Genomic DNA, 22,429 nt, shown 5'->3' with positions numbered 1-22,429 from the left:
TGTTCTGCTTTCGATAATCGATATAATTGCCAGCATAAACAATAGCAATAAAAACTAAGAAGATTATAAATAGAAATTTCAAGAGTATGTTTTCCGATAAAGATATAGCACATTTTTCTAAATTAGAAACTCCATTTTATTACTACGACCTAAACTTGCTTGAAAGTACATTAAAAGCATGTAAAAAAGCTGCTGATACTTATAAGTTTCATGTGCATTATGCAATGAAAGCAAACTTTAACCCAATTGTATTAAAAAAAATCGAAGCAATTGGTTTTGGTGCAGATTGCGTGAGTGGGGGTGAAGTAAAAAAAGCTATCGATGTTGGTTTTAAGAGAAAGAAGGTTGTATTTGCTGGAGTAGGCAAATCAGACAAAGAAATTAATGATGCTTTAGATAATGATATTTTCTGTTTCAATGTAGAATCTGTTCAAGAACTTTCTGTAATTAATGAGCTTGCAGAAAAGAAACAAAAAAAAGCAAAAGTTGCAATTAGGATAAATCCGAATGTAGATGCGCATACTCATGCAAATATTACCACAGGTTTAGATGAGAATAAATTTGGTGTTAACTCTTGGGATATGCCAGCTTGTGCTGCCGTGTTAAATATTTCGCCAAATCTTGAATTTATAGGTATACATTTTCATATTGGTTCTCAAATTACCAATATGGATGTTTATAAAAATCTATGTGTACGCGTAAACGAGTTTGCAACTTGGTTTGAAGACCATGGATTTAAAGTAACTGTTTTAAATGTTGGTGGAGGTTTAGGAATTGATTACCATAACCCAGATCAACAAATTCCAAATTTTGAAACCTATTTTAAAATCTTTGCCGATTTTCTTGAAGTAAAACCTTATCAAGAGGTTCATTTTGAGCTTGGAAGAGCTTTAGTTGGACAAAGTGCTTCGCTAATTAGTAGAGTGCTGTATGTTAAAAATGGCAAGAAAAAGAACTTTATCATTTTAGATGCTGGTATGACAGAATTAATGCGCCCTGCATTATATCAAGCTTATCATAAAATTGAAAATCTCTCTCAGTCTAAAATCGTAAATGCGGAATCTGAAAGTGTAAGGTATGATGTTGTAGGGCCTATTTGTGAGAGCACAGATTGTTTTGGTAAGGAAGTAGAATTACAAGAAAGTTTTAGAAATGATTTAATTGCCATTAGAAGTACGGGCGCTTATGGCGAAGTAATGGCATCACATTATAATTTAAGAGAAACTGTACAAACAGTTTCTAGTGAAGATTTAAATTAAAAGCTTTGTCATTCTGAATGTAATGAAGAGTCTATTTTCTAAAATTCAGTTAATGGATTCCTCCAAAGTCGGAATGACAAAAAAAAATGACGAATTTTCCTTTACTTTTTTCTAGAACCCACAAAAACAATAACTCCAGCAATTAAAACGATGCCGCCAACATAGGGAGGCCAGTTTACCGATTTTTCTCTATCCGCAGAAACCTGAATTGGTCCTGCATCAATTACTTTTTCTTTTTTGGTATAGGTAAATCCAGTCCAAACTAATAATACTATACCTAGTACAATTAATATTATGCCTAATGTTCTGCCCATGATGTTCTATTTATTAATTTGAAATATGAACAGTTATTAGGTAATAAAAGTTTGCCTAATCCTAAAAAGAATAACCCAAGCTTAGTTTACTAGTGGCGCCTTTATTAGCTCCGGCATTAAATATACCGTAAAGCTTATTGAGTTTAAAATAGAATGAGAAGTCGAACGACCCTCCATTAACATCTAAATTATACTCGTTTCTCAAACTACTATTTAATCCTGGAGTAACACCATAAAATAACCTAAAAGCAAAGTGATTGTTGTAATTTCTTTTGCTATGCCAGATAATTTCTGTTGCACCACCTGTTGTAAAAAGGGTTGTTTTTGTGGAGCTAATTATGTTTGGATCATTTAAGTTTCTCATTTTCTTTCTAAAATCAGCATAGTTGCCACTTTCAAAACTTAGTGCATTTTCCCAACTTAAAATTCTAAATTCTGCATTACCTGCATTATCATAATAACCAATAGATGTTCTCAAGCCCCCACCAAAAATACCCTTTCCATCAAATTCTGGCACAGCGTTCGTCTTGTTATACTCACTATCATAATTAGTCGCTCCTGCAAAACCATATGCCCCATAGGCAATGTTAATATTTTTTAAAGTATGTCCTCTGCTAAAGTTCAAAAAACCTAAGTCAACAGCACCAGTGCCATATGGGAGGTCTAGAGCAGCTATACTTGCACTGATATAGTTTTTTACTTTTAAAGAATCGGATTCCATTGGTTTTGGTAAATACGAAACATCATTTCCTGCTGCTGCTGGAATAAAATAAGAGGGAGTTGAACAAGAGCTAAAAAATAGTGTAACTGATATTAGAGAGAGGAGAGCGTATTTTCGTTTCATGAAAGCATAATTAATTCTTTGTTGTACAAATATATATGGCAGAAGCTAAGATATCGTTAATTTTTTCAATGGGTAAATTGCTGTTTTCATCTATTAATAAAATTTTCATTCTGGCTCGTTTTTCTTGTAATAAATCTTCGTGCTTAATCAAATTTCCATCAACAAAACCTATGTAGGGTTTTTTATATTTTTTATGCAACCATAAATAGCAGAGCATTTTCCCTTTAAAACAAAAAAATGGAAGTTTATACTTCCATTCTGCAGTAATGTTTACATTATGTTTTAGGATAACATCCCTTAAAGTTAACAAGCAACCTCTTGTAGGTTCCTCATACCGCAGGTAAAAGTTATCTAAATCACTTAACATTAGTATTCAATTTCAAAAAAGTCTGCTAATCCACCTAAAAAATATTCTTCAATGCCTTCAGTAAATTCTTTATAATCTTCATCTGGTATATTTGTTTGGCTAAACTCTAAAGATGTTCCTTTTTTGTCTTCATGCAGTTTAATGGTTACGATTGATGGCTCACCTTCATCTCCAAAATACCATTGCTGAACAATCTTTTTGTTGGGTTCAAATTCAATATTTTTTCCAACAATATCACCTTCCCAAAATGAAAATTCAGTTCCTGCCTCTTCAGTAAATTCTACCTCGGCACCGGTCCATAATTGAATACTTTGAGGCTTAGTTAATGCCAAGTAAACCTCATCAGGAGGTGCTGGAAGTGGTATATATTTTTTAAATGTTTTCATCAGGATTAAGTTTTGTTGTTTGAATTGTACACCTTTTAAATTGGAAGCTTGTTGAACCAAAATTAATTAATAATCAAATAGGAAACTTATAGGCAACAACATAATTTTTGGCTTAGGCTAAATGTGTATTTTCTAAATTGATTAAGCTTTAGGTTCAACCACTATTTGATTTTCAATTATAAAATCAGCTCTTCTCCCTGAAAATCACACTATCCTACTCCTTATTTAAATGCATTTAATCCAGTCACATCCATTCCAGTTATTAATAAATGAACATCATGAGTTCCTTCGTAAGTTACTACAGATTCTAAATTCATCATGTGGCGCATGATAGAGTATTCGCCAGTTATTCCCATTCCGCCTAACATTTGGCGAGCATTTCTAGCTATATCTAAAGCAATTTCTACACTGTTACGTTTGGCCATCGAAATCTGTTCTGCAGTAGCTCTATTCTCACTTTTTAATGTTCCTAAGCGCCAAACTAATAATTGACCTTTTGTGATTTCTGTAATCATTTCAGCCAATTTCTTTTGTTGTAACTGGAAACCACCAATTGGTCTGCCGAACTGAACACGTTCTTTTGAATAACGAAGAGCAGTATCGTAACAATCCATTGCAGCACCTAAAGCGCCCCAAGCAATACCATAACGAGCTTGATTTAAACAACCTAAAGGTCCTTTTAAACCTTTAATATCAGGGAAAATATTTTCTTTTGGAACCTTAACATTGTCGAAAACTAATTCGCCAGTAGCCGAAGCTCTTAAGCTCCATTTGCCATGTGTTTCTGGTGTGGTGAAACCTTCCATTCCACGCTCTACAACCATTCCACGGATTTTTCCTTCTTCGTCTTTTGCCCAAACTACAGCAATATCTGCAAAAGGAGCATTAGAAATCCACATTTTTGCTCCATTTAATAAAAAATGATCGCCTTTATCTTTAATATTAGTAACCATACCACCCGGATTAGATCCATGATCTGGTTCTGTTAAACCAAAACAACCCATTAATTCGCCTGTGGCTAATTTTGGTAAATATTTTTTGCGTTGTTCTTCAGTACCATAAGCATAAATAGGGTACATTACTAATGATCCCTGAACCGATGCTGTAGAACGGATACCTGAATCGCCACGCTCAATTTCTTGCATAATAATACCATATGCGGTATAATCTAAACCGGCTCCACCATATTCCACTGGAATTGTAGGTCCAAATGCACCAATCTCCCCTAAACCTTTTATTAAATGTTTAGGGAACTCTGCTCTCTGTGCATAATCTTCAATAATAGGACTTACCTCTTTCTTCACCCAATCTCTTACGGTTGAGCGAATTAAAAGGTGTTCTTCAGATAAAAGTTCATCCAATTGATAATAATCTGGTGCTTCGTAAAGGTCTTTCTTAGCTGATTTATTCATGTTTTACACTATATTTGATTAAGCAAAGTGAATGTTCCAAAGGTAATAATTTAGTGTAATGACTAGTAAAAACCGAGCAAAAAATTAATTTTGCGCAGAATATTGCTTTAAATAATTTAAACCTAATGTTTGTACAAACTGTAGCGCTAAAAGAAGTTAAATTTCATGCCTATCATGGGTTTTATCCCGAAGAACAGCTCATTGGAAATCATTTTTTGGTAGATGTAGAGGTAACTTTTACGCCAAAAGGTAATACTGAAGAGTTGGAGTTTACTGTAAATTATGAAGTTATAAATACGGTAGTTACTGCTGAAATGAAAAATACGCAGAAACTTTTAGAAACCGTTGTTAAAAATATATTGGACCAGTTAATTTCTATCTATCCTTTTGTAACAACAGCAGTAGTTGGAATTAAAAAACTACATCCGCCTATGCCAGGAGAAATAGGCCATTCATTTGTACAACTAAGTTATACTTCCCAAAAATAAAAATGGAATACACCAAAATAACCAATGCTATTTTAGCAGAAATTGAAAATGCTATCGGTAAAGAAAATGTGTTTATTGATGATGATTCTTTAGCCAATTATGCACATGATGAAACTGAAGATTTAAAATATTTTCCAGAGGTTGTAGTGAAACCTACGGATACTATAGCTGTATCAGCTTTGCTAAAAATTTGTAATCATTACGCTGTTCCTGTTACCCCACGTGGTGGCGGAACGGGGCTAAGTGGTGCAGCTTTACCAATTTATGGTGGTGTTTTATTGTCAATGGAAAAGTTTAAAGCTATTATTGATATCGATACAGATAATTTACAGGCTACAGTAGAACCTGGTGTAATTACTGAGGAGTTTATGAATGCTGTAGCAGCAAAAGGCTTACTTTACCCAGTTGACCCAAGTAGTAAGGGTTCATGTTTTATTGGTGGTAATGTGGCTCACGGTTCTGGTGGACCAAGAGTAGTAAAGTACGGAACTATTAGGGAATATATCCTTAACCTAGAAGTTGTATTGGCAAATGGAGACATTATATGGACAGGTGCAAATACTTTAAAATATGCTTCTGGCTACAATTTAACACAGTTGATGATTGGTTCTGAAGGTACATTAGCCGTGGTAACAAAAATTGTAACCAAACTTATTCCTGCGGTAAGCCAAAGTGTTTTAATGTTAGGTTCTTTTAGTACAAATGAACAGGCATGTGCTGCTGTTTCTGCAATTTTTAGGGCTGGTATTACACCTTCAGCTTTAGAGTTTATGGAGCGGAAAGGGGTAGAGTGGGTAATTAAATTTGATGATATTAAATTTGATTTAAAAGATGATGTAAATGCTTTTTTAATGATAGAATTTGATGGTGACGATTTGGATACCATATTTAAAGATTGTGAAAAAGTAAACATGGTATTAGAAGAATTTGGGTGTACAGAAGTTTTATTTGCAGATACCTCACAACAAAAAGAAGAAATTTGGCGTATGCGGAGAACGATGGCAGAATCTGTAAAATCAAATTCAGTTTATAAAGAAGAAGATACAGTTGTGCCAAGAGCGGCATTGCCTAAACTAGTAAATGGAATTAAAGAAATTGGTGCCAGATATGGTTTTGAAAGTGTTTGTTACGGTCACGCAGGCGATGGTAATTTGCATATTAATATCATCAAAGCGGGTATGAGCGATGAAGATTGGAAACATAGGTTGAAAGATGGGATTGTTGAAATCTTCGAATTGACAACTGCTCTAGGTGGTACAATTTCTGGAGAGCATGGTATAGGTTTGGTGCAAAAAGATTATATGCCAATTAAGTACAGTGAAATCCATCTTAATCTAATGCGTAGCATTAAAGCGGTTTTTGACCCCAAAGGAATTTTAAATCCTGGTAAAATCACACCAACTCCAAATCCCTAAAGGGGCTGGTGTTCATGGAATAAGCCCCCTTAGGGGGTTGGGGGTAACTGCTCAAAACTTATCATTTTTTCTCTTTCCTTATCCGGAATTGGAGCTGGTTTTTTTGTGGTGTAATCAAACGCTACACAAACTGTTTTGCCTCTACTACAAACCACTTCTTTTCCATTAATCTCTTTAACAATAAGATAATCCAAATCAAAACTAGTTGTTCCAATCCTCGATGTTTTAACATAGATATGTATCTTATCATCTAAAAATATCGGGGCAATATAATCTATAGAAGCTTTTCCAATTACAACTCCCGTTTTATGCCAGTCCCATTTAATGGCGTGTTTCCAATATTTTGTTCTACCCATTTCCATGTAAGTGAAATAGATAGCATTGTTTACATGACCCATCATATCTAAATCAGCAAAACGCATTTCTAGACTCGTTTTATACTTATAACTATCAGTATTATTGAGTTCTACTGACTTTTTGTCTGGTGTTGTTTCTTTTTTGCGCCAAAATGACTTAAAAAACATAAATATATACTTTGGAATAAGGTTTGAATATGAACAATTATAATTTAAAAAATAAAATAACGGAGGAAATAAAAATGACTTTAGTAAAATTTAACAACAAAACTAGAAACACAGCCCCTTACTTTAACAATGTTTTCGATTCTTTGTTTAGCGATGCGTTAAATAAAAATTACGTTGTAAATAAAGTGCCTAATGTAAATATTTATGAGAGCGCAAACGAATATAAAATTGAGTTAGCAGCTCCGGGCTTAAACAAGGAAGACTTTAAAATTGATTTAAAAAAAGATAATCTTTCTGTTTGGGCCGAGAAAAAAGTAGCTACCGATACACAAAAAGATTATACCCGTAAAGAATTTGAATACAACTCATTTGCTAGATCATTTGTTTTGCCAGAAGGAGTTGATGCGGATAAAATAAGTGCAGAATATATCAATGGGATTTTATATATCACTATTGGTAAGTTAGATGACACAAAACAAGCACATAAAGAAATTGTAGTTTCATAATACAATAGTTTGATTTAAGTTTAAGGTTGACAGAGGCGATATTGAAAGATATCGCCTTTTGTCTTTTATAGTTCATTAGTCATTAGTTCATTGGGCTGGGAGATTTAATGAACCAATGATACGAATGAACTAATGAACCAATTTATTACCTTTGCATCATGGAAAGAGAAATCCTTGATACCAAGCGTAAGGCACTAAAAATAAATTTAAACGAAAAAATTTACGGCACATTTGCAGAAATAGGTGCTGGACAAGAAGTTGCTCGTAATTTTTTTACTGCTGGTGCTGCTGCAGGTACCGTTGCTAAAACAATGTCTGCTTATGATATGACTTTTAGTGATGCCATTTATGGTGCTGAAGCTTCTGGAAGATATGTAAGTCAGAATAGGCTTTTACGTATGTTAGAACATGAATTTAGCTTGTTAAACGAGCGTTTGCATGGAGAAAAATATGAAAATCGTACTTTTTTTGCTTTTGCTAATACCGTTACTACTTTAAATTTTAAACGTACAAATGAGCCTCACGGTTGGGTTGGTATTCGTTTCCAAACAGAGCCGGGTGGGTTACCAAATGAAATATTTTTTCATATTCGTTTATTTGATACCGATGTTAATATGCAACAACGGGTATTGGGCATTATTGGGGTAAATTTAGTTTACGCAGCTTTTTACCATCATAATGAACCAAAGGTGATGATAGAATCATTAGTTGATAACTTAACTGTAGGTTCTGTAGAAATAGATTTAATTTCTGTTCAAGGTCCAGCTTTTGGTGAAGTGAACAACACGTTACTAAATCTTTATTTAATTATGAAAGATTTTTCTGCAGCTGCAATTTTTGATGCGGATGGTCACCCAAGACAAGCTAAAGATCTTTTATATAAAAAGGATATCATGATTTTACGGACTAAATTTGGACAAAAATCTAATCCGAACTTTAACCTGTTTAATAAAGCTACTGAGCAATTTACACGTACAAATAATGTAGAACCTGGTAATTTGAGCGTAATGATTGAAGTTTTATTAACCAATGTTTTAACAGACCAGCAAGAAACACCAGATGATATTGATTTAGAATCAGTAGCGAAAAGAGCAGAAGATATGTGCAAAACTGGGAACTTGGTTATTGTTTCTAATTTTACACGTAACCATAGATTGGCCAAATACTTAGATCGCTGTAGACCAAAAAGTGTTGGGATCTCTACTAATATCAATAACCTTAAATTTGTATTTAACTCAACCAATTTTGGTGAAGATTATTCAAGTCAGCTGCTTGCCTATGTAAGTGATATGTTTACGAAAAATGTAAAGCTTTTCGCTTATCCTTTCATGGATAAAAAGACAAATACTGTAATTTCTACCTCTAATATGCCGGTTACACCAGACGCTAAACCGCTATTTGATTTCTTATTGATTAATGGGTACATTACTGATATTAAAGATTATAGCGAGGATGATGTAAAAACTGCTTAATGGAAAAGAAGAAAAATTTTCCAACAGAAAAAAGCAGTTTGCATGTTAGAAACAAGCATAAATCTCGGTATGATTTTAAAGCTTTAACTGAGACGGTAAAGGAGCTCTCTGATTTTGTTGCTGTAAATAAATATGGAGATGAATCTATAGACTTTGCTAATCCACAGGCTGTTAAAACTTTAAACAAGGCTTTACTTAAGCATTTTTATCAAATCGACTTTTGGGATATTCCTGACGGATATCTGTGCCCTCCAATACCAGGAAGAGCAGATTATATACATTATGCTGCAGATTTGTTGGCCTCTTGTAATCATCAAAATATACCTACCGGAAAAAGGATTAAAGTTTTGGATATTGGGGTAGGAGCAAATTGTGTTTATCCAATTATTGGGCATCAGGAATATAGTTGGTATTTTGTTGGTTCTGACATTGATGAAGTTGCTACCCGTTCTGCAAAGAATATAATTGAAATCAACCAAACTTTAAAAAAGAACGTTGAGATTAGGCTACAGCCTTCTAAATTGGATATTTTCAAGAATATCGTTCATAAAGAAGAAAAATTCGATTTAACAATTTGCAATCCTCCTTTCCATTCTTCCGCAGAAGAAGCAAATGCTGGCTCGCAAAGAAAAAATAGAAATTTAGGGAATAAAAATTATACTAATCCAGTCCTCAATTTTGGTGGTATAAACAGCGAATTATGGACAAAAGGTGGTGAAGTTGCTTTTGTTGGTAAGATGATTGAAGAAAGTAAAAGTTATAAAACACAATGTTTCTGGTTCACGAGTTTAGTTTCTAAGAGTGAAAATTTGGGTGGTATATATGCAATGCTTGAGAGAGCAGAAGTGACTGAAATTAGAACAAGTGAAATGTCTACAGGTAATAAAATAACCCGAATTGTAGCTTGGACTTTCTTAAACGAAAAACAGCAAGAAGATTGGGTTAAGAGTTGGTAATCGACTTTGTCATTCCAAATAGATTTGTCATTCCGGCTTTGGAGGAATCTAATTCCTTAATTTATCTAAATAGATTCTTCGCTGCGCTCTAAATGACAAAAAGCTCAGAATGATAAAAATACTCAAAATAACAAATCATTTTTTATCTTGCAGTATGAAACTAAATCGATTTATCCTTTTCTTATTGATACTTCCAGTGTTGGCTCAAGCACAAACATCTGGTAATCCAATATTTCCTGGTTGGTATGCAGATCCCGAGGCAATAGTTTTTGGTAAAACTTATTGGATTTATCCAACCTATTCTGCAAAATACAAGGAGCAAGTTTTTATGGATGCATTTTCATCAAAAGATTTGATAACTTGGAAAAAACACGAAAGAATTATAGATACAGCATCTGTTAAATGGGCAAATAAGGCAATGTGGGCGCCATCGATTACCCAAAAAGATGGTAAATATTACCTGTTTTTTGGTGCAAATGATATACAGAGCGATAACGAATTAGGTGGGATAGGAGTTGCCGTAGCTGATAAACCAGAAGGGCCGTTTAAGGATTTGTTGGGCAAACCTTTAATAGATAAATTTCATAATAAGGCACAGCCGATAGATCAATTCGTTTTCAAGGATAAAGATGGACAGTATTACCTAATTTATGGTGGTTGGTCTCATTGTAATATAGCCAAATTAAACAAGGATTTTACAGGTTTTGAGAAGTTTTCTGATGGCTCGACATTTAAAGAAATAACTCCAGAAGGATATGTAGAGGGTTCTTTCATGTTTATCAGAAATGGAAAATATTACTTTATGTGGAGTGAAGGCGGATGGACTGGTCCTGATTATTCTGTAGCTTATGCGGTAGCCGATTCACCTATGGGCCCATTTAAAAGGATTGGGAAGATTTTAAAACAAGATCCAGAAGTAGCAACAGGTGCTGGGCACCACTCTGTAATCCATGATGCTAAAAAAGATTTATGGTATATTGTTTACCACCGCAGACCACTAGGAGAAAAAGATGGTAATCACCGCGTAACTTGTATCGATTTAATGACTTTTGATAAAGATGGATTGATTAATCCTGTTAAGATTACTAAAGAGGGTGTGAAGAAGAATAAACTGTAGAGGTAAGATGATAGCTGTAAGATGAGAAACGCATCTTACAGCTGCCCTTTCCCATTTAAATAAATGTCTGGTATTCTAATTTCCATTAATTTTTCTGGAGTTTCAACAGCTTTAAATCCGAATTGTGAATATAAGCCATGTGCATCTAATGTAGCCAGGCAATAAGTTCTTAAACCTTGCAAATCAGGATGAAACATCATTAGTGACATCAATTTTTTTGATAAGCCAAAACCTCTAAAATTTTCTTCAATATAAACATCACATAGGTAGGCGAAGGTAGTTCTGTCTGTTACCCAGCGAGCAAAACCTACTTGTTTACCATCTTTGTAAACTCCAAAACAAAGTGAGTTTGTAATTGATTTTTGTACAATTTGTAAAGGAATTTCTTTTGCCCAATAGGATTGTGTGCTTAAGTAATGATGTACGGCTTTAACATCAACTAAATTACTGTCATCTGAGAAAATGAAACCGTTATCTTTAATTTCCATTTGTAAATATGGTTTATAGTCCATGGTCTATGGACCATAAACCTATTGAATTTAATTATCTGGATTTTGTAGAACTTCTGAGCTTTAGGTGAAAGTTAAATCGAACATACTATTGTAATCGTTAAAAAAATCTTATCATCCTTAAGTTGTTAGCTAATGAACCAATGATAATTAGTTCCTCATGTTAATAAACTGCAATGGCTGGCCAAAATCCTCTCCTCTGCATAATGAGATTACTTTTTGTAAATCATCAATGTTTTTGCTCTGTACCCTAACTTGATCATCCATCATAGAAGCTTGCACTTTTAACTTGCTATCTTTAATCTTCGCAACGATTTTTTTTGCGGCTTCTTTGTCAATTCCTTCTTTTATATTAATTTCCTTTTTAATCATATTGCCTGAAGCAGCATGTTCTTTTCCGAAATCCAAACTTTTTGGGTCTAAATTTTGTTTCATCATACGAGAAATGATCGAATCGGTAATGGCTTTAAGTCGCATATCGTCTTCAGTTACAATAGTGATAGCATTTGTCTTCTTATCAAGTTCTATTGTGCTTTTAGAGCCATTAAAATCATAACGGTTTAAAATTTCTTTTTTGGCATTGTTGATGGCATTATCTAATGTTTGAGCATCTACTTTGCTAACGATATCGAAAGATGGCATGATTTTGAATTTAATTGATTAAAATTTATAGATTTAGGTAAATATAAATATCATTACAAAAAACGCGAAAAAATATATGAAAACCAATAAAAGTAAGCCTCAGAAAAAAACCACTAAAAAAGCGGTTAAAAAACAAATAGAGCAAAGTTTAACAGATAGGTTTTTAGAAGCTGTTAAAGGTTTAGGCCATAATGCCGAAATTATTGCAGAAGATATTGCAAAAGTAAGCAAAGCGGCAGCTAAAAAACTAGCTAAGAAATTTCAAGAGGTAAAATCTGCAGTTGAACTTAAAATTGAAGATGCGGCAACAGAAAAAAAGCCTGTAGCTAAAAAAATTAAATTGGCTAAGAAAGATACTTCTAAATTGTTGAAAAAGGTAGATAAATCTGTAACTAAAGTGGTGAAGAAAGCTGTAAAAAAAGCTAAACCAGTAGCCACAAGTGTTAAAGTAACACCTTTGCCAACGGAACAGAAAACAGTTACAGCAGTAAAGGCACCAGTAAAAAGAGCAACAACTAAAACTATGGCAGCTAAAGCAACAACTACAGCATCATCTGCAAAACAAGCAGTGGTAAAAGCAGTTACAAATAACCCGGTAAAAAAAGTGACTGTTAAAAATATTCCAGCTAAAAAGAATACCACTAGTGCAGCTGACAAAAAATAATAAGTTAATTTTTGTAGTTTAATTAGTTGTTATTTAACACTAATTTAACTTTAAAATTCGCAGATTTGAAAATCCTCCAAAAAGAGGATTTTTTTGATTTTAATACATGGCTAAAAAAAAGCTACCATTTTTAAATAGAGAAATAAGTTGGCTATATTTTAATGAACGTGTTTTGCAGGAAGCTGCAGATGAAACCGTTCCTTTGATAGAGAGAATAAGGTTTTTGTCTATTTTTTCTTCTAATTTGGAAGAGTTCTATCGTGTTAGGGTAGCTACCTTAAGTAGATTAGTGAACTTAAATGATAAAGCAAAAGAGCTTTTGGGTTTTAATGCAAAAAAGGTTCTAAATGAAATCAAAAATATTGTTGTAAAGCATGAACGTAAGTTTGAAAGTCTTTTTCAGCATATATTAATAAACGAATTAGCTCAAAACAAGATCTTCATTTTAAATGATACTCAGCTAAATGTAGCAAGAGGTGAATTTGTTAGAAACCATTTTAGAGATAGAATTTTATCCAATTTGGTACCCATAATGATAGATTTGGAAGAGCCATTTCCAGAATTAAAAGACAGATACTTATATTTCTTTGTAAGATTAACCAAAAAAGGCACTAAAAGGAGTGAGAAGTTCGCACTCATTGAATTGCCAAATAGTTTACCACGATTTTTGGTTTTACCAGAAACCAATGGTTTGAAATTTATCATTCTTGCAGAAGATATTATTAAATATTGCTTAGATGATATATTTTACGTCTTCAATTACAATCATATCGAAGCTTTTTCTATTCAACTCACTAGAGATGCAGAACTTGATATTGATAAAAATATTAGTGATAAATTTATTGAGGAACTTAAAACCAGCTTAGATAAACGTAGGAAGGGTAAACCAATGCGTTTGCTTTATGATACCGCAATGCCTTTCGAGATGTTAAGTGTATTGGTTGCAAAGCTTAAGATTGAAGCAGAAGGCTTGATTCCTGGCAATCGTTACCATCGTTTTGGCGACTTTATTGCTTTCCCAAATGTTGGAAGCAAAGATTTAGAATATACCCCAGCAGCGCCTCTTAAGGTGCATGGATTGCATAGAACGGAGAGCATTTTTAATAAGTTGGCAGATAGAGACTATCTGATCAATTTGCCTTATCAATCTTACGATTATATCATTTTGTTTCTTCGCGAAGCTGCTATTGATCCAAAAGTTACAGAAATTAACATCACTCTTTATCGCCTAGCAGAAAACTCTAAAGTTATCAATGCACTTATCAATGCAGTTAAAAACGGAAAAAAAGTCAACTGTGTTGTGGAGCTAAAAGCTAGATTTGATGAGCAAGCTAATATTTTCTGGACAAACCGATTAATGGAAGAGGGTGTAAATGTAAACTATGGTTTAACAGATTATAAAGTTCACTCTAAAATATGTCTAGTAAAGCGGATAGAAAAAGGTAAAGCTGTATATTATGCAAATCTTGCAACTGGGAATTTTAATGAAAAAACAGCAAGAATTTACTGTGACCACAGCATTTTTACCGCAAAAAAAGAAATCACATTAGATTTACTTAAGCTTTTTACTGCTTTAAATAAACGTACTGTTATTAAAGGTTTTAAGCATTTAATCGTATCTCCTTTAGAATCTAGAAACAAAATTTATGGTCTAATAAATCGGGAAATAAAATTTGCTATGGCTGGAAAACCTGCTTACATGATTTTAAAGGTAAATAGCTTAGCAGATGAAGGAATAGTACAGAAATTGTATGATGCAAGTAATGCGGGAGTTAAGATAAAGCTAATTGTTCGGGGTATTTGTTGCTTGGTTCCTGGCATTGTAGGTTTTAGTGAAAACATAACAGTAATCAGCATTATAGACAAATTTTTAGAACATGCTCGTGTTTTTATATTCGGCAATAATGGTAAAGAAGAAATGTTTCTTTCGTCTGCAGATTTAATGAGCAGAAATTTTGAGCATAGAGTTGAAGTTGGTTTTCCTGTTTTGGATGAAGATGTGAGGCAGGAGATTAAAGATATTATCGATTTTCAGTTACAAGACAATGTAAAAGCGAGAGACATTACTCGACTAAATAACAATAAATACCATAGAAATAGATTAGTTAACAAGGTTAGAGCACAGGTGCAGACTTACAACTACCTTAAAAATAAACATCAATAATGCCATGTTAAGATATGCTGCCATAGATGTAGGCTCTAATGCCGTTAGATTATTAATTGCTGATATTACTCATAGTGAAAAGGGGTATGGCTTTAAAAAAAACACTTTAATTCGCGTCCCGCTACGTTTAGGTGATGATGCTTTTTTAGACCATAAAATTTCTGTAAAGAAGGTTGACGATCTGGTTAAAACCATGAGTGCTTTTAAGAACTTGATGGATGTTTATCAAGTTACTCATTATTTGGCTTGTGCAACATCAGCTATGCGTGAAGCTGAAAATGGTAATGAAGTTATTAAAAAACTCAAAAAACTTACCGATATCGATTTAGAGATTATAGAAGGTCATAGAGAAGCCAATATTATCTATGCTAACCACATCGAACAAAATCTAGACGCCAATAAAAGCTATTTATATATTGATGTTGGTGGAGGTAGTACTGAACTTTCTGTATTTGTAAATAAGCAACCCTTAGCTTCTAAGTCATTTAATATAGGCACTATTCGAATTTTAGACAATCAAGATAAAGATGAAACCTGGGATGAAATGAGAGATTGGGTTAAAAGTTACACTAAGGATTTAAAGAACTTAGCAGGCATAGGAACAGGCGGAAATATCAATAAATTATTTAAAATGTCTGATGAAAAAGATGATATGCCTTTATCTTTTTTAAAGCTGAAAACCATGTATAATGAGCTTAATTCTTATTCTTTAAAAGAACGAATTAGCTTAATGAAACTTAATCCGGATAGGGCAGACGTAATTATTCCAGCTTGCGAAATCTATTTAACTTTAATGAAGTGGACTGGTATTAAACAAATGTATGTGCCAAAAGTTGGAATGGTTGATGGGATTATCAATTTACTGATTGAAGAGAATTTGGGTTCTTAGTTTTACCATCTAAGAAATCTAAGTTCATCTTAGTTTTATGATAAGTTGAACCACCAAAGAAACCAAAGGACACCTAAGATTAGAAAAAAATGAACATTAAGGAATTAAGTATTTAATCTAACTCCTTAATGTTCAAAAAGTCATCTAACAATTGTTTGAACTATTTAAGATCATTTTATCTTATTCCTCAACTATCTAGAAAGCATCTTAGATTTCTAAGATGGCAAACTATTTAACTATCGTTCTAAAAGTTAAATTCACTCTTGGTTTGGTAACCAATTTTGTTGGTGGTAAACGATGTAACCAATTTTTTTGAGTTTCATTTTTCATAACTAATAAACTCCCATGTTGAAGTATAATAGAAATAGTTTGTTTGGTTTCTTTATGCTTAAATGCAAATTTTCGCTCTGCGCCGAGGCTTACAGAAGCAATTGCACCATTTTTCTTTAAATCCGTTTCTCCATCGCTATGCCAAGCCATACCTTCATCTCCATTATGGTACAAATTCAATAAACAAGAATTGTATGTTTCTCCTGTTTTTTCTTCACATAATCTCTTTAATTCTAGCAATTCCTTTGTCCAAGGCAAAGCTTGTTTAGTTGTGTTTGAGTAAGTATATTCAAAAGGTAAATCGCCATACCAAGCTACTTTTCTTTTGGTTAAAATATGCTTCCCGAAAATTACCGCTTCATCATTTTTCCACGCTATAGTTTCTAACAAGCAATTGTAATAGCTGTTTGCTTGCTGATTGGACATGATTATTCCATAATAGTTAACCGTTCCACCTTGTGGCAAAACATTGATGTTCTGAGCAGGTTGAGTGTTGAATAAATCCATAGATTTTGTAATCCAAATTTACATCTTCAATTGTTATTTTTATAGTTACGCTCTTCTTTAGTTCGTCATGCTCAGCTCGACTGGGCATCTTAATGCATTGTCATTAATTCTAGTTGAATTTTATGTGCTGATTATCTGTTCTTTGCATTACGATTCCCGTTTTCACGGGAATGACGGAATTATAATTTTAAGTTAAAGCATCATGAAATATAATTCCTAGCGTATATCTTTCTCCGCTATGAACCTCACTAACTCCATGTTTCATACTTGCCCGATAATACCCTTTTGAGCCTTTAACAGGTCTAAAATTTGTGGTTAAAATAAGAATATCTCCTTTTTTAGGCTTTAAGACAATAGCTTTAGACTGCGCTCTTACATTTTGTTGAGTTAATACAAATTCTCCACCATTGTAATCTATTTCAGGATCACTCAAAAATATAACCATTTGCATGGGGAAATAAATGTCTCCATACAAGTCTTGATGAAGCGTATTGAAACCTCCTTTACCATATTTTAAAATTAGTGGAGTTGCTTTTGTTTGGGCATTATCATGACACAGCTTTAAAAACTCATCGTAACCTGTCGGATAACTAATTTCTATATTCAGTGCCCTCATCCAGGTATTTGCGATTGGTGCCAGAATAGGGTAGATACTAGTTCTTAGATTATTAATGATGCTTGGTAATGGGTAATTGAAATATTTGTACGCTCCCAACCCAAAACGATAACGTTCCATTACAACTGTTTTTCTGTATAATTCAGATTGATCATAATTTTTAATTAATTCATCACATTGTTCATTTGTTAAGATTTCGTTTAGAATTGCATAACCCTTTTGGTGCATTGTCTCGGCTAAAGCATCTTTCTCAATGCTTCCTATTTTTTGCAAAAGCTCCATTTTAAATAGTTCCTAAATTAACTTGAGATGCTTCCCAACCTAATAGCGCTGTTTTGCGCACACTTCCCCAATGGTATTGTCCAAAATTACCTGATGATTGAATAACGCGATGGCATGGGATTAAGAAGGCAACTGGATTGTTGCCAATTGCAGAACCCACTGCTCTAGATGCATTTGAGCTACCTATCGCTTTGGCAATAGCTCTGTAGGTTGTAAAATTGCCTTTAGGAATTTTTAATAGTGTTTCCCAAACTTTTAATTGAAACGGGGTTCCTTTTAAATGTAGTTTAACTGTTGTGTTTTTAGTCCAATCTTTGTTAAAAATAGCTAGTGCATCTTCTTGGATTTTATCTTCTTGTTTATTGAATTTAGCTTTAGGAAACTGCTTTATTAATTCTTCAAAAGCTATAAATTCATCATCGGCAAATGCCATATAACAAATCCCTATTGATGTAGATGCTATTAATAAATTGCCAAATAAGGTATGGAAATAACTATAATTGATGATTAGGTTTTCTCCTCCATTTTTAAATTCTCCGGGTGTCATCCCTTCAATATTTATAAATAAATCGTGTAAACGACCAGTTCCAGATAAACCTATTTCGTAAGCAACATCAAAAAGTGTAGCTTGTTGATCCTTAAGCATGTCTTTTGCATAATTCAGGCTAAGGTATTGCAAGAATTTTTTGGGACTAACACCAGCCCATTCAGTAAATAACCGCTGAAAATGAAACGGACTTAGATTTATCTTTTTTGCTATGAGATCTAAATCTGGTTGTATTTTAAAATTTTCTTGTAGATAACCAATTGCTTCTGCAATACGTTGGTAATTTAACTGCTCTTGTGTACTCATTTCGTTTGTTTTGATATACAAAAGTAAGTTGCCGTTAAACGTGATAAAACCCGAAACTTGCTAAGATTATTACAAATTAGAAAATTATAGCTCTAAAAAGCTGGTTGCTTTATCATCAACAAACCAATTTAAATTACCATTTAATGGTTTGATCAGTTGTGCAGGATAGATGAAATAGTCTTTTTGTTCATCGCCAATTACATGTTTTAAAGCATTAGCCTTGTTCTCTCCAAAAGTGATAAAAGCAATATTTTTAGCTTTATTAATTAGTGGTGCTGTTAAACTGATCCGGAATGTATTTAACTTTTCAACCCAAACAGAATCAACTGTTGCATGGATACTTTTTACCAATTCAGTGTCTGGAAAAATAGAGGCAGTATGTGCATCATCACCCATACCTAAGAGGATTAGATCAAATACAATTTCTTCGCCTTTAAAATGATTATCCAAGGCATTTTTATAAGCAATGGCAGCATCCTTAGGGATTAATGTAGTATCAATATAAAATATATGGCCTGGAGGAGTCTGTAGGTTATCAAATAAATTTTCTTTTGCCATCAAACCGTTGTAATCTTTATGATCTGGCAATACATTTCTTTCATCACCAAAAAAGAAGAATACTTTAGTCCAATCTATCTTATCTTTATAAGTGGTAGAAAGTTGCTTATAAAGTTCTTTTGGCGAGTTTCCACCAGTTAAAACGAAATCAAAGCGACCTTTTGTTGAGATAGCCTCATTCGCAATTTTAATTACATAAGCTATAAGATTTTCGTTAAGCTCTGGTATAGATTTAAAGATATGTAAGTTCATGTTTTATAGTTGAATGTCACGTTGAGCTTGTCGAAACGCAATGACGTTCTTCGACGAGCTCAGCATGACAAATAAATTATTATTTATCCTTTAAAGGTAAGGTAAACCAGTGAAAGCCATCTTTGGCAATTAATGCTTCTGCATCTTCTGGTCCCCAGCTATCTGCTTGATAATTAGGGAAGTTTAATGATTTTTTGCTTTCCCACGTATTGATGATCGGCATAACTAATTCCCATGCTGCCTCTACTTGATCGCCACGCATAAATAAAGTTTGATCACCATTCATCGCATCTAAAAGCAAGGTCTCATAAGCTTCGGGAGTATCAGTATCATAAGTTCCTTTGTAATCAAAAACCATATCAACCGGATTTAAAACCATTTTAACCCCAGGTCTTTTCGCTTGAACTTGTAAACGAATACTCATTTCTGGTTGTATACTAATGATTAAACGATTTTGTTGCCAAGTTTCAGTAGCTCTAGACGAAAAGATATGATGAGGAACGTCCTTAAACTGAATGGTAATGATTGAAGAAGTTTGGTTCATCCTTTTACCAGTACGTAAATAAAAAGGAATTCCTTGCCAACGCCAGTTATCTATAAAAAACTTAACGGCAGCAAAGGTTTCTGTATTTGAATGTGGATCAACACCTGTTTCGTGTCTATACCCAGGAACTTCTTTTCCTTCTACCCAGCCTTTACTGTATTGGCCACGAACCGCATTAGAACTAATTTCTTCAGGTTTAAAAGGACGCATTGCTCTTAAAACTTCAACCTTTCTATCTCTAATTTCATCTGCATCAAATGAAATAGGAGCCTCCATGCCAACCAAACAAAGTAACTGCAACAAGTGATTTTGGATCATATCTCTTAATGCACCAGCTCCTTCATAATAACCACCACGATCTCCAACACCTAATTGCTCTGTTACAGAAATTTGTATGTGTTCAATATAATTTCTGTTCCATAATGGTTCAAATAATGAATTCGCAAAGCGGAAAGCCATCATGTTTTGAACTGTTTCCTTACCTAAATAATGATCTATACGATAGATTTGTTTTTCGGTAAAGATCTTGCTCAATAATAGGTTAAGCTCTTTTGCGCTTTCTAAATCGTTGCCGAAAGGTTTTTCAATTACAATTCTGCTGTTATCTTCATCTTCTGTTAATTTGTATTTGCATAAGCATTCTGCAATTAAAGGGAAAAAGTTAGGTGCAACAGCTAAATAATAAATAATTTGAGTTTCCTTGCCAAATTCTTGTTGTAACTTCTCAACTGTCTCTTTTAAGTTTTCAAAAGTTTTTGGAGTTGTAATGTCAGTAGGGCAATAACGAATGTTGGATTCGAAAGAGCTCCAAGTTTCCTTTTTAACCTTTCCATTTCTAGAAAATTCATTTACATTTTCTAGTATTACCTCTTGGTATTTTTTGTCTGTAAATTCTGTTCTACCTGTTCCAATTATCGAAAATTTTTCTGGCATATAACCTTCTGTAAATAAGTTATATAATGCAGGTGCAAGTTTGCGTTTGTTTAAGTCGCCGGTACCACCAAAAATTACAAAAATAGTTGGATGAAGGTTACTCTTTTTTTTCATGATTTATGAATTTTTGTATTCATTATTTGAGCTTAGATCAATATTGATATTTTGCTCAGGGTTTCTATGTATGTATTAAATTATAGGTTTTTTTGGTTCCAGTCTGCGTGGAATATCCCTTCGCTATCAATACGTTCAAAAGTATGGGCACCAAAGAAATCTCTTTGAGCTTGCGTTAAGTTAGAAGGCATTCTGCCAGTTTTTAAAGTATCAAAATAAGTTAGCGCAGCAGCAAAGCACGGGATAGCCAAGCCAGCAGAAATTGCAGACGAAACCACATTTCTGGTACCTTTTAAGCTTTTCTTAATCTTAGCTTGAACGTTTGCGTCAGAAAATAAGTGCTGTAAATCTGGCTGTTTTTTATAGGCTTGATAAATATCTTCTAAAAATTCTGCCCTAATGATACATCCCCCACGCCAAATTTTAGCAATTTCGGCCATTTTTAAACCATATTCATAGTCAATAGATGCTTTCCATAATAAATGCATGCCTTGTGCATAGGCGTTTGCCATTGCAAAATAGAAAGCTTCTTCTAAATCATCAATAAAATCTTTGCTTGCTTTGATTTTTTCTGTTGGTCCAAAAGCTTCGTTTAGCTCTACTCTAAGTTTTTTAAGTTTAGATAAATTTCTTGTAGAAACCGCCGTATCAATTATTGGAATAGGCATTTCAACGTCCATTGCAACTTGCGAAGTCCATTTGCCTGTACCTTTCGATTTTGCTTCATCTTTAATTTCATCAACCAAAAGATTACCAGTTTTTACATCCTTAAATAAGAAAACATCTTTGGTAATCTCCATTAAAAATGATTTTAAACGACCATTGTTCCAGCTCTCAAAAACTTGTTGAATTTGATTATTATCATAATCCAAACCATTTTTTAGGATTTCATAGGTCTCTGCTAATAACTGCATAATCGCATATTCAATCCCATTATGTGTCATTTTTACAAAGTGGCCAGAAGCACCAGCGCCAATATAAGTTACGCAAGGTTCGTCGTTTACTTTAGCCGAAACAGCTTCTAGCATGTTTTTTACAACAGCATAAGCTTCTTTATCTCCGCCAGGCATCATACTTGGACCAAATCTAGCGCCTTCTTCTCCGCCAGAAATACCCATGCCAAAAAAGTGAATCCCTTTATCCTTTAATTCTAAATATCTTCTGCTTGTATCTGCAAAATAAGAGTTTCCGCTATCAATAATAATATCACCTTTATCTAGTAAAGGCTGTAATTCTAAAATCACACTATCAACAATTGCACCTGCAGGAACTAAAAGGATAATTGTGCGTGGAGATTGCAAACTCTCAACAAATTCGTTAATATCTGCGTATCCTTTTAGGTTATGCGATTTTCCTTCTTCTTCAAATATTTGAAGCATTTTCTCACTCTTATCATAACCTGTAACGGCAAAACCATTATCGGCCATGTTTAATAACAAATTACGTCCCATGGTTCCTAAACCAACCATCCCGAATGCAAATTGTGCTTTATTATCCTTATTCATTTTATGA

24 protein-coding genes are annotated in these 22,429 nt (G+C 33.6%); 10 read left to right on the top strand and 14 right to left on the bottom strand.

Features of this window, described 5'->3' with window-relative positions; translation table 11 throughout:
• Positions 1-86: 86 nt before the first annotated feature.
• The gene (gene lysA / locus FA048_RS09290; RefSeq protein ID WP_136840155.1) at positions 87-1,259 is read left to right on the top strand and encodes a diaminopimelate decarboxylase; all 1,173 of its coding nucleotides are present in this window, start codon (positions 87-89) and stop codon (positions 1,257-1,259) included.
• Positions 1,260-1,360: 101 nt separating this feature from the next.
• Here lysA and FA048_RS09285 read toward each other — a convergent pair whose 3' ends face one another.
• The 5 genes from FA048_RS09285 to FA048_RS09265 all read right to left on the bottom strand — a co-directional run bounded on the left by FA048_RS09285 (position 1,361) and on the right by FA048_RS09265 (position 4,582).
• Positions 1,361-1,573, bottom strand: a complete 213-nt coding sequence (locus tag FA048_RS09285; protein ID WP_136840153.1) for a YidH family protein — start codon at positions 1,571-1,573, stop codon at positions 1,361-1,363.
• A gap of 61 nt (positions 1,574-1,634) precedes the next feature.
• The gene (locus tag FA048_RS09280; protein ID WP_136840151.1) at positions 1,635-2,417 is read right to left on the bottom strand and encodes a hypothetical protein; all 783 of its coding nucleotides are present in this window, start codon (positions 2,415-2,417) and stop codon (positions 1,635-1,637) included.
• Between the two features lie 10 nt (positions 2,418-2,427).
• Positions 2,428-2,784, bottom strand: coding sequence for a DUF1801 domain-containing protein (locus tag FA048_RS09275; protein ID WP_136840149.1), 357 nt, complete (start codon positions 2,782-2,784; stop codon positions 2,428-2,430).
• The gene (locus FA048_RS09270; protein ID WP_136840147.1) at positions 2,784-3,170 is read right to left on the bottom strand and encodes an SRPBCC domain-containing protein; all 387 of its coding nucleotides are present in this window, start codon (positions 3,168-3,170) and stop codon (positions 2,784-2,786) included. Before FA048_RS09270 ends, FA048_RS09275 begins: the two co-directional genes overlap by 1 nt.
• 221 nt (positions 3,171-3,391) lie before the next feature.
• Complete coding sequence (locus FA048_RS09265) at positions 3,392-4,582, bottom strand: acyl-CoA dehydrogenase family protein (RefSeq protein WP_136840146.1); 1,191 nt, start codon at positions 4,580-4,582, stop codon at positions 3,392-3,394.
• A 125-nt stretch (positions 4,583-4,707) separates the two neighbouring features.
• Here FA048_RS09265 and folB point away from each other — a divergent pair, with 125 nt between their 5' ends.
• Complete coding sequence (folB, locus tag FA048_RS09260) at positions 4,708-5,070, top strand: dihydroneopterin aldolase (RefSeq protein ID WP_136840144.1); 363 nt, start codon at positions 4,708-4,710, stop codon at positions 5,068-5,070.
• Between the two features lie 2 nt (positions 5,071-5,072).
• Positions 5,073-6,485 (top strand): FAD-binding oxidoreductase, encoded by a 1,413-nt coding sequence (locus FA048_RS09255; RefSeq protein WP_136840141.1) that lies wholly within the window; start codon positions 5,073-5,075, stop codon positions 6,483-6,485.
• A gap of 29 nt (positions 6,486-6,514) precedes the next feature.
• On the opposite strand, the gene FA048_RS09250 is transcribed toward FA048_RS09255, so the two are convergent.
• The gene (locus FA048_RS09250; protein WP_136840139.1) at positions 6,515-7,009 is read right to left on the bottom strand and encodes an acyl-CoA thioesterase; all 495 of its coding nucleotides are present in this window, start codon (positions 7,007-7,009) and stop codon (positions 6,515-6,517) included.
• 74 nt (positions 7,010-7,083) lie between these two features.
• Here FA048_RS09250 and FA048_RS09245 point away from each other — a divergent pair, with 74 nt between their 5' ends.
• The 4 genes from FA048_RS09245 to FA048_RS09230 all read left to right on the top strand — a co-directional run bounded on the left by FA048_RS09245 (position 7,084) and on the right by FA048_RS09230 (position 11,060).
• Complete coding sequence (locus tag FA048_RS09245) at positions 7,084-7,515, top strand: Hsp20/alpha crystallin family protein (RefSeq protein WP_136840137.1); 432 nt, start codon at positions 7,084-7,086, stop codon at positions 7,513-7,515.
• Positions 7,516-7,673: 158 nt separating this feature from the next.
• Positions 7,674-8,987: a nicotinamide mononucleotide adenylyltransferase gene (locus tag FA048_RS09240; RefSeq protein WP_136840135.1), complete on the top strand. Its 1,314-nt coding sequence runs from the start codon at positions 7,674-7,676 to the stop codon at positions 8,985-8,987.
• Complete coding sequence (rlmF, locus tag FA048_RS09235; protein WP_136840133.1) at positions 8,987-9,943, top strand: 23S rRNA (adenine(1618)-N(6))-methyltransferase RlmF; 957 nt, start codon at positions 8,987-8,989, stop codon at positions 9,941-9,943. Before FA048_RS09240 ends, rlmF begins: the two co-directional genes overlap by 1 nt.
• A 154-nt stretch (positions 9,944-10,097) precedes the next feature.
• A complete protein-coding gene (locus FA048_RS09230; protein WP_136840132.1) occupies positions 10,098-11,060 on the top strand; it encodes a glycoside hydrolase family 43 protein in 963 nt (320 codons plus the stop codon).
• Between the two features lie 35 nt (positions 11,061-11,095).
• Here the strand turns inward: FA048_RS09230 and FA048_RS09225 are convergent, their stop codons facing one another.
• Positions 11,096-11,548, bottom strand: coding sequence for a GNAT family N-acetyltransferase (locus FA048_RS09225; protein WP_136840130.1), 453 nt, complete (start codon positions 11,546-11,548; stop codon positions 11,096-11,098).
• A gap of 171 nt (positions 11,549-11,719) precedes the next feature.
• Positions 11,720-12,211 (bottom strand): YajQ family cyclic di-GMP-binding protein, encoded by a 492-nt coding sequence (locus FA048_RS09220; protein WP_136840128.1) that lies wholly within the window; start codon positions 12,209-12,211, stop codon positions 11,720-11,722.
• Between the two features lie 76 nt (positions 12,212-12,287).
• Here FA048_RS09220 and FA048_RS09215 point away from each other — a divergent pair, with 76 nt between their 5' ends.
• The 3 genes from FA048_RS09215 to FA048_RS09205 all read left to right on the top strand — a co-directional run bounded on the left by FA048_RS09215 (position 12,288) and on the right by FA048_RS09205 (position 15,928).
• Positions 12,288-12,875 (top strand): hypothetical protein, encoded by a 588-nt coding sequence (locus FA048_RS09215; protein ID WP_136840126.1) that lies wholly within the window; start codon positions 12,288-12,290, stop codon positions 12,873-12,875.
• Positions 12,876-12,981: 106 nt separating this feature from the next.
• Complete coding sequence (ppk1, locus tag FA048_RS09210; protein WP_136840124.1) at positions 12,982-15,039, top strand: polyphosphate kinase 1; 2,058 nt, start codon at positions 12,982-12,984, stop codon at positions 15,037-15,039.
• Positions 15,040-15,043: 4 nt separating this feature from the next.
• Positions 15,044-15,928, top strand: coding sequence for a Ppx/GppA phosphatase family protein (locus FA048_RS09205; RefSeq protein WP_136840122.1), 885 nt, complete (start codon positions 15,044-15,046; stop codon positions 15,926-15,928).
• A 228-nt stretch (positions 15,929-16,156) separates the two neighbouring features.
• On the opposite strand, the gene FA048_RS09200 is transcribed toward FA048_RS09205, so the two are convergent.
• The 6 genes from FA048_RS09200 to gndA form a co-directional block, all read right to left on the bottom strand.
• Positions 16,157-16,765 (bottom strand): alpha-ketoglutarate-dependent dioxygenase AlkB family protein, encoded by a 609-nt coding sequence (locus tag FA048_RS09200; protein ID WP_136840120.1) that lies wholly within the window; start codon positions 16,763-16,765, stop codon positions 16,157-16,159.
• Between the two features lie 187 nt (positions 16,766-16,952).
• The gene (locus FA048_RS09195; RefSeq protein ID WP_136840118.1) at positions 16,953-17,663 is read right to left on the bottom strand and encodes a 2OG-Fe(II) oxygenase; all 711 of its coding nucleotides are present in this window, start codon (positions 17,661-17,663) and stop codon (positions 16,953-16,955) included.
• A gap of 1 nt (position 17,664) precedes the next feature.
• The gene (locus FA048_RS09190) at positions 17,665-18,516 is read right to left on the bottom strand and encodes a bifunctional helix-turn-helix domain-containing protein/methylated-DNA--[protein]-cysteine S-methyltransferase (protein ID WP_136840116.1); all 852 of its coding nucleotides are present in this window, start codon (positions 18,514-18,516) and stop codon (positions 17,665-17,667) included.
• Between the two features lie 84 nt (positions 18,517-18,600).
• A complete protein-coding gene (gene pgl, locus FA048_RS09185; protein ID WP_136840114.1) occupies positions 18,601-19,326 on the bottom strand; it encodes a 6-phosphogluconolactonase in 726 nt (241 codons plus the stop codon).
• A 79-nt stretch (positions 19,327-19,405) separates the two neighbouring features.
• The gene (zwf, locus tag FA048_RS09180; protein WP_136840112.1) at positions 19,406-20,917 is read right to left on the bottom strand and encodes a glucose-6-phosphate dehydrogenase; all 1,512 of its coding nucleotides are present in this window, start codon (positions 20,915-20,917) and stop codon (positions 19,406-19,408) included.
• A gap of 80 nt (positions 20,918-20,997) precedes the next feature.
• A complete protein-coding gene (gene gndA, locus FA048_RS09175; RefSeq protein WP_136840110.1) occupies positions 20,998-22,422 on the bottom strand; it encodes an NADP-dependent phosphogluconate dehydrogenase in 1,425 nt (474 codons plus the stop codon).
• Between the last annotated feature and the right edge of the window lie 7 nt (positions 22,423-22,429).

It is taken from the genome of Pedobacter polaris (genome assembly GCF_005116505.1).
In the GTDB taxonomy this organism is placed as follows: domain Bacteria; phylum Bacteroidota; class Bacteroidia; order Sphingobacteriales; family Sphingobacteriaceae; genus Pedobacter; species Pedobacter polaris.
The sequence above is the reverse complement of the archived record's forward strand: the minus strand, read 5'-3'. Positions and strand labels throughout refer to the sequence as shown.

Excerpts from the sequence above, each read along its gene's own strand:
- FA048_RS09240 (WP_136840135.1), top strand. The coding sequence starts at position 7,674 with ATGGAAAGAGAAATCCTTGATACCAAGCGTAAGGCACTAAAAATAAAT.
- FA048_RS09285 (WP_136840153.1), bottom strand. The coding sequence starts at position 1,573 with ATGGGCAGAACATTAGGCATAATATTAATTGTACTAGGTATAGTATTA.
- ppk1 (WP_136840124.1), top strand. The coding sequence starts at position 12,982 with ATGGCTAAAAAAAAGCTACCATTTTTAAATAGAGAAATAAGTTGGCTA.
- FA048_RS09190 (WP_136840116.1), bottom strand. The coding sequence starts at position 18,516 with ATGAGTACACAAGAGCAGTTAAATTACCAACGTATTGCAGAAGCAATT.
- FA048_RS09250 (WP_136840139.1), bottom strand. The coding sequence starts at position 7,009 with ATGTTTTTTAAGTCATTTTGGCGCAAAAAAGAAACAACACCAGACAAA.
- folB (WP_136840144.1), top strand. The coding sequence starts at position 4,708 with ATGTTTGTACAAACTGTAGCGCTAAAAGAAGTTAAATTTCATGCCTAT.
- FA048_RS09215 (WP_136840126.1), top strand. The coding sequence starts at position 12,288 with ATGAAAACCAATAAAAGTAAGCCTCAGAAAAAAACCACTAAAAAAGCG.
- FA048_RS09245 (WP_136840137.1), top strand. The coding sequence starts at position 7,084 with ATGACTTTAGTAAAATTTAACAACAAAACTAGAAACACAGCCCCTTAC.
- FA048_RS09265 (WP_136840146.1), bottom strand. The coding sequence starts at position 4,582 with ATGAATAAATCAGCTAAGAAAGACCTTTACGAAGCACCAGATTATTAT.
- FA048_RS09225 (WP_136840130.1), bottom strand. The coding sequence starts at position 11,548 with ATGGAAATTAAAGATAACGGTTTCATTTTCTCAGATGACAGTAATTTA.
- FA048_RS09220 (WP_136840128.1), bottom strand. The coding sequence starts at position 12,211 with ATGCCATCTTTCGATATCGTTAGCAAAGTAGATGCTCAAACATTAGAT.
- gndA (WP_136840110.1), bottom strand. The coding sequence starts at position 22,422 with ATGAATAAGGATAATAAAGCACAATTTGCATTCGGGATGGTTGGTTTA.
- lysA (WP_136840155.1), top strand. The coding sequence starts at position 87 with ATGTTTTCCGATAAAGATATAGCACATTTTTCTAAATTAGAAACTCCA.
- FA048_RS09200 (WP_136840120.1), bottom strand. The coding sequence starts at position 16,765 with ATGGATTTATTCAACACTCAACCTGCTCAGAACATCAATGTTTTGCCA.
- FA048_RS09195 (WP_136840118.1), bottom strand. The coding sequence starts at position 17,663 with ATGGAGCTTTTGCAAAAAATAGGAAGCATTGAGAAAGATGCTTTAGCC.
- FA048_RS09275 (WP_136840149.1), bottom strand. The coding sequence starts at position 2,784 with ATGTTAAGTGATTTAGATAACTTTTACCTGCGGTATGAGGAACCTACA.
- FA048_RS09255 (WP_136840141.1), top strand. The coding sequence starts at position 5,073 with ATGGAATACACCAAAATAACCAATGCTATTTTAGCAGAAATTGAAAAT.
- pgl (WP_136840114.1), bottom strand. The coding sequence starts at position 19,326 with ATGAACTTACATATCTTTAAATCTATACCAGAGCTTAACGAAAATCTT.
- zwf (WP_136840112.1), bottom strand. The coding sequence starts at position 20,917 with ATGAAAAAAAAGAGTAACCTTCATCCAACTATTTTTGTAATTTTTGGT.
- FA048_RS09205 (WP_136840122.1), top strand. The coding sequence starts at position 15,044 with ATGTTAAGATATGCTGCCATAGATGTAGGCTCTAATGCCGTTAGATTA.
- rlmF (WP_136840133.1), top strand. The coding sequence starts at position 8,987 with ATGGAAAAGAAGAAAAATTTTCCAACAGAAAAAAGCAGTTTGCATGTT.
- FA048_RS09270 (WP_136840147.1), bottom strand. The coding sequence starts at position 3,170 with ATGAAAACATTTAAAAAATATATACCACTTCCAGCACCTCCTGATGAG.
- FA048_RS09230 (WP_136840132.1), top strand. The coding sequence starts at position 10,098 with ATGAAACTAAATCGATTTATCCTTTTCTTATTGATACTTCCAGTGTTG.
- FA048_RS09280 (WP_136840151.1), bottom strand. The coding sequence starts at position 2,417 with ATGAAACGAAAATACGCTCTCCTCTCTCTAATATCAGTTACACTATTT.